Origin of the sequence: Streptomyces sp. T39 (assembly GCF_008042045.1) — a bacterium.
Lineage (GTDB): Bacteria > Actinomycetota > Actinomycetes > Streptomycetales > Streptomycetaceae > Streptomyces.
The window spans coordinates 1-5,306 of record NZ_RDBP01000056.1; the positions used below are offsets into that span (position 1 = coordinate 1).

2 protein-coding genes and 7 pseudogenes are annotated in these 5,306 nt (G+C 74.3%); 3 read left to right on the forward strand and 6 right to left on the reverse strand.

All coding sequences use genetic code 11. The annotated features are described in order from the left end of the window. A pseudogene (locus tag EAO77_RS33510) lies at nucleotides 1-235 on the forward strand (enoyl-CoA hydratase/isomerase family protein); the annotation flags it as partial. 48 nt (nucleotides 236-283) lie between these two features. On the opposite strand, the gene EAO77_RS33515 reads toward EAO77_RS33510, so the two are convergent. Further along, nucleotides 284-1,330 (reverse strand): enoyl-CoA hydratase/isomerase family protein, encoded by a 1,047-nt coding sequence (locus EAO77_RS33515; RefSeq protein ID WP_147992103.1) that lies wholly within the window; start codon nucleotides 1,328-1,330, stop codon nucleotides 284-286. 175 nt (nucleotides 1,331-1,505) lie between these two features. On the opposite strand from EAO77_RS33515, the gene EAO77_RS33520 reads away from it, so the two are divergent. Beyond that, nucleotides 1,506-2,672, forward strand: coding sequence for a serine hydrolase domain-containing protein (locus EAO77_RS33520; RefSeq protein ID WP_147992104.1), 1,167 nt, complete (start codon nucleotides 1,506-1,508; stop codon nucleotides 2,670-2,672). A gap of 196 nt (nucleotides 2,673-2,868) precedes the next feature. Next, nucleotides 2,869-3,373: pseudogene (locus EAO77_RS33525) on the forward strand (oxygenase MpaB family protein); the annotation flags it as partial. Here EAO77_RS33525 and EAO77_RS40665 read toward each other — a convergent pair. The 5 pseudogenes from EAO77_RS40665 to EAO77_RS33545 all read right to left on the reverse strand — a co-directional run. Continuing rightward, a pseudogene (locus EAO77_RS40665) lies at nucleotides 3,367-3,602 on the reverse strand (oxygenase MpaB family protein); the annotation flags it as partial. The pseudogenes EAO77_RS33525 and EAO77_RS40665 sit on opposite strands and share 7 nt — an antisense overlap. A 6-nt stretch (nucleotides 3,603-3,608) precedes the next feature. Beyond that, a pseudogene (locus tag EAO77_RS39050) lies at nucleotides 3,609-3,887 on the reverse strand (electron transfer flavoprotein subunit alpha/FixB family protein); the annotation flags it as partial. A gap of 52 nt (nucleotides 3,888-3,939) precedes the next feature. Further along, nucleotides 3,940-4,437 (reverse strand): annotated as a pseudogene (locus EAO77_RS33535) (electron transfer flavoprotein subunit beta/FixA family protein); the annotation flags it as partial. Next, nucleotides 4,421-4,720 (reverse strand): annotated as a pseudogene (locus EAO77_RS33540) (electron transfer flavoprotein subunit alpha/FixB family protein); the annotation flags it as partial. The pseudogenes EAO77_RS33540 and EAO77_RS33535, both read right to left, overlap by 17 nt. Before the next feature lie 88 nt (nucleotides 4,721-4,808). Beyond that, nucleotides 4,809-5,306, reverse strand: a pseudogene (locus EAO77_RS33545) (electron transfer flavoprotein subunit beta/FixA family protein); the annotation flags it as partial.

A 5,306-nucleotide genomic window follows, 5' to 3' on the forward strand; every position in this document is an offset into this window, starting at 1 on the left:
CTGCTACGCGGCCCGCACGGTCGAGGAGATCGTCGAACGGCTGCGGGCCTGCGGCGAGCCCGAGGCGAAGCAGACCGCCGAGACGCTGCTGGAACGCTCACCGACCGCGCTGAAGGTGACGCTGGAGGCCGTGCGCCGCGCCCGGGCACTCGGCGCCCTGGAGCCGGTGCTGGAGCAGGAGTTCCGGGTCTCCTGCGCGGCCCTCTCCTCGCCGGACCTGGTCGAGGGCGTCCGCTGACGCCCGCCTCGGCCCGCGCACCCGGCCCTGCGGCCGGCGTCCTCGTCAGTCCCACACCCCGGGGCCGTCCAGCGGCGCGAAGTGCCGTTCGACGTCGGCGCGGGAGACCTCGGCGAGGCTCGCCGGGGACCAGCGCGGGGCGCGGTCCTTGTCGATCACCCGGGCGCGGACGCCCTCGACCAGGTCCGGCGAGGAGAGGGCCGCGCAGGAGACCCGGAACTCCTGCTCCAGCACCGGCTCCAGGGCGCCGAGTGCCCGGGCGCGGCGCACGGCCTCCAGCGTCACCTTCAGCGCGGTCGGTGAGCGTTCCAGCAGCGTCTCGGCGGTCTGCTTCGCCTCGGGCTCGCCGCAGGCCCGCAGCCGTTCGACGATCTCCTCGACCGTGCGGGCCGCGTAGCAGTGGTCGATCCACTCCCGCGCGGCGGCCAGCGGCGCCTCGGGCGCCGGCCCGGAGTACCGCCGCACGGCTCCGTCCACGTCGCCCGTGGCGAGGTCGGCGGCGAACTCCGGCAGCCGGGCGGACGGCACGAAGTGGTCGGCGAGTCCCAGCAGCAGCGCGTCCCCCGCGCCCACGGCGTCGCCGGTCAGGGCGAGGTGGGTGCCGAGCTCGCCGGGCGCCCGGCCCAGCAGATGGGTGCCGCCGACGTCGGGCACGAAGCCGATGACCGTCTCGGGCATCGCGATCCGGGAGCGCTCGGTGACCACCCGCACGCCGGCGTGCGCGGACACGCCGACCCCGCCGCCCATCACGATGCCGTCCATGAGCGCGACGCAGGGCTTCGGGTAGCGCGCGATACGGGCGTTGAGCCGGTACTCGTCGCGCCAGAAATCCACCGAGGCCCTGCCGCCGCGCTTCGCGTCGTCGTGGATGGCGCGGATGTCGCCGCCCGCGCACAGGCCCCGCTCGCCCGCACCGGACAGCACGACGACGCCGACGCCGGCGTCGTGCTCCCAGTGGTCCAGGGCGGCGGCGGCCGTCCGCACCATCTCGTGGGTCAGGGCGTTGATGGCCCGCGGGCGGTTGAGGGTGAGGTACGCGGCGCGGCCCTCGGTGCGCAGCTGTACGGGTCCGTCGCCTTCGTCGGGGGCCATGCCGTCGTCCTTCCGCGTCCGTGGATCGTCCGTGCCCATCCTCGCGCACCCGGCCGGTGCGCCGGCGGGCACGTCCGCGATACCTCCGCCGTCCCTCTTCCCGTGCGGTCCGACCAGTCGGTATGTTCCGGTGACGAGCGTCCCGGACGCGCCCGGCAGAGTCGACGGAGGTTCCATGACCGAGCACCCCATCCGGATCGAAGGCCACTGCGACGAGCGGTTCGCCGCCGTGCGCGAGGTGTTCGAGGCGAACTTCCGCGAGCGCGGGGAACTGGGCGCGGCCGTGTCCGTGATCGTGGACGGCGACCCCGTGGTCGACCTCTGGGGCGGCTGGGCCGACGCCGGTCGCACCCGCCCCTGGGAGCGGGACACCCTGGTCAACGTCTGGTCCACCACCAAGGGCCCGACCGCGCTCTGCGCCCACCTCCTCGCCGACCGCGGGCTTCTCGACCTGGACGCCCCGGTCGCCGTCTACTGGCCCGAGTTCGCCGCCGCCGGCAAGGAGAAGGTGCTGGTGCGGCATCTCCTGTCGCACCGCGCCGGCCTCGCCGGGCTCCGCGAGCCGCACTCCCTCGACGACCTCTACGACTGGGACCTGACCTGCTCCCGGCTCGCCGCCACCGAGCCCTGGTGGGAGCCCGGAACCCGGTCCGGCTACCACGCGCTGACCTACGGACACCTCGTCGGCGAGGTCGTGCGGCGGATCACGGGGGTTCTGCCCGGCGACTTCCTGGCGGCGGAGATCACCGGACCGCTCGGCATCGACTTCACCATCGGCCTGCCGGACGAGGAGAGCGGCCGGGTCGCGGAACTCGTGCACCCCCAGGCCGCGCCGGGCGGTGAACAGGCCGCTGCCTTCGCCCAGTTGCCCCCGGTCGCCGTCGCCGCGCTGGCGAACCCGGGGACGGGGATCGCCGCCGCCAACACGGCGGCCTGGCGGGCCGCCCAGATACCCGCCGCGAACGGGCACGGCACCGCCCGGGCGGTGGCCGCGCTGTACGGGATCGTCGCGGGACGCGGGGAGCACGGCGGCCGGCGGGTGCTGAGCGCGGAGGCGGCGGAGCGGGTGCGCGAGGGGCAGGGGGCCTGCCGCGACCTGGTGCTCGGTGCCGGCTTCGCCCGGGACACGGAGGTGGCGCTCGGGCTCTGGCTGAGCGGTGCGCACGGCTCGTACGGCCCCAACCCCCGTGCGGTGGGCCACGACGGCTTCGGCGGCTCCTGCGGCCTCGCCGACCCCGAGGCCGGGCTCTCGCTCGGCTACGTGATGAACCGGATGGGCCCGCACATCGCCGATGATCCGCGCAAGACGGCCCTCGTCGCCGCGGTCCACCGGTCGCTGTAGCACCCGCCGCGTTCCGCCGCCCCGCCCGTCCCCGGGGCGGGCGGGGCCGGCGCCGGGCGGGAGCTGTGCCCGGAGGCGGGATCGTACGGGCCCCGGGCGGGTACGACGGCGGTAGGGACGCTGACCCGCGCGCGGCCGACCCCGGGCTCTCTTCCGACCCGCATCCGTCACCTGGCACGCGTACGGCGGCCCGGTCATGTGGATTGCCGGAGTCCGCGCGCTCCGGCTCCAGGCGCTCCATCCGCGCGCGGTGTGCGGCGTCATGCGGAACAGCGACGTCCGCCAGGACGCCTGGGGCCGGCTCCTGCGCACCGCCGACTTCGTCGGCACCCTCACCTACGGCACCACCGCCGCGGCGGGAGAAGGCGGGCGCCCGTGTCCGCCGCATCCGCTCCCGGCTCACCGCCGAGGACCCGGACACCGGCGAGCGGTACGGCGTCGGCGATGCCGCGCTGCTGCTGTGGGTGCACTGCCCGGAGGTCGCCTCCTGCCTGGACGTGCTGACGCGCTCGGGTCTCCCGCTCGACGACGCGTCCGCCGACCGCTGTCTGCGCGAACAGCGCGTGTCCGCCCACCAGGCGGGCGAACAGCGCGTGTCCGCCCGCCTGGTGGGCATCGACCCGGCCGCCGTCCCGGCCGGGCGGGCCGAGCTCGCCGCCTACTTCGACCGGGTGCGACCCGAACTGGCCGCAGGACCCGAGCGCGTCAGCACGTCCAGGCAGGAGGCGACCTCCGGGCAGTGCACCCACAGCAGCAGCGCGGCATCGCCGACGCCGTACCGCTCGCCGGTGTCCGGGTCCTCGGCGGTGAGCCGGGAGCGGATGCGGCGGTGGTGCCGTAGGTGAGGGTGCCGACGAAGTCGGCGGTGCGCAGGAGCCGGCCCCAGGCGTCCTGGCGGACGTCGCTGTTCCGCATGACGCCGCACACCGCGCCCGCGGACGACGGCACCAGCACCGCCACCGGCGACACCGCCTCCACCGCCGCCTGCAGCGCCTCCACCTTCGGCACCACCAGGTACTCGGCGAACTCCGGCGCCTCCACCGTCAGCACCTTCACCGCACCGTGCTCACCGAGCACACCCGCGGTCTCACCGGCACCCGCACCCACCGCGAGGGCGACCGGCTCACCGATCCGCCGCGCCAGCGTCAGCAGCTCCAGCGTGGGCTTGCGGACCGCACCGTCCACGTGATCGACATAGACGAGAACTTCAGCCATGGGACTTCTCTCCTGCTTGCGACATGGGAAGGGGAACGAGGGGCCGAAGCCCTCAGACGAACTTCTGGCCCGCGAGGAACTCGGCGAGCTGCTTGCCGCCCTCGCCCTCGTCCTTGACGACCGTGCCCGCCGTGCGCGCCGGACGCTCGGCCGCCGAGTCGACCGCAGTCCACGCACCCGCGAGACCGACCTCGTCCGCGTCGATCTCCAGGTCCTCCAGGTCCCAGGACTCCACCGGCTTCTTCTTCGCAGCCATGATGCCCTTGAACGACGGGTAACGCGCCTCACCCGACTGGTCCGTCACCGACACCACCGCCGGCAGCGACGCCTCCAGCTGCTCGGACGCCGTGTCACCGTCCCGGCGGCCCTTCACCGTGCCGCCCTCGACCGACACCTCGGACAGCAGCGTCACCTGCGGCACACCCAGACGCTCCGCCAGCAGCGCCGGCACCACACCCATCGTGCCGTCCGTCGACGCCATGCCCGCGATCACCAGGTCGAAGCCCGCCTTCTCGACCGCCTTCGCCAGCACCAGCGACGTGCCGATCACCCGCGGACGACGGCACCAGCACCGCCACCGGCGACACCGCCTCCACCGCCGCCTGCAGCGCCTCCACCTTCGGCACCACCAGGTACTCGGCGAACTCCGGCGCCTCCACCGTCAGCACCTTCACCGCACCGTGCTCACCGAGCACACCCGCGGTCTCACCGGCACCCGCACCCACCGCGAGGGCGACCGGCTCACCGATCCGCCGCGCCAGCGTCAGCAGCTCCAGCGTGGGCTTGCGGACCGCACCGTCCACGTGATCGACATAGACGAGAACTTCAGCCATGGGACTTCTCTCCTGCATACGAACGAAGGGGGATGACGGAGCGACCCGGCCGGCGAAACCCGGCACCGGCCACCCCGGGAGGGACGGATCAGACGAACTTCTGGCCCGCGAGGAACTCGGCGAGCTGCTTGCCGCCCTCGCCCTCGTCCTTGACGACCGTGCCCGCGGTGCGCGCCGGACGCTCGGCCGCCGAGTCGACCGCAGTCCACGCACCCGCGAGACCGACCTCGTCCGCGTCGATCTCCAGGTCCTCCAGGTCCCAGGACTCCACCGGCTTCTTCTTCGCCGCCATGATGCCCTTGAACGACGGGTAACGCGCCTCACCCGACTGGTCCGTCACCGACACCACCGCCGGCAGCGACGCCTCCAGCTGCTCGGACGCCGTGTCACCGTCCCGGCGGCCCTTCACCGTGCCGCCCTCGACCGACACCTCGGACAGCAGCGTCACCTGCGGCACACCCAGACGCTCCGCCAGCAGCGCCGGCACCACACCCATCGTGCCGTCCGTCGACGCCATGCCCGCGATCACCAGGTCGAAGCCCGCCTTCTCGACCGCCTTCGCCAGCACCAGCGACGTGCCGATCAC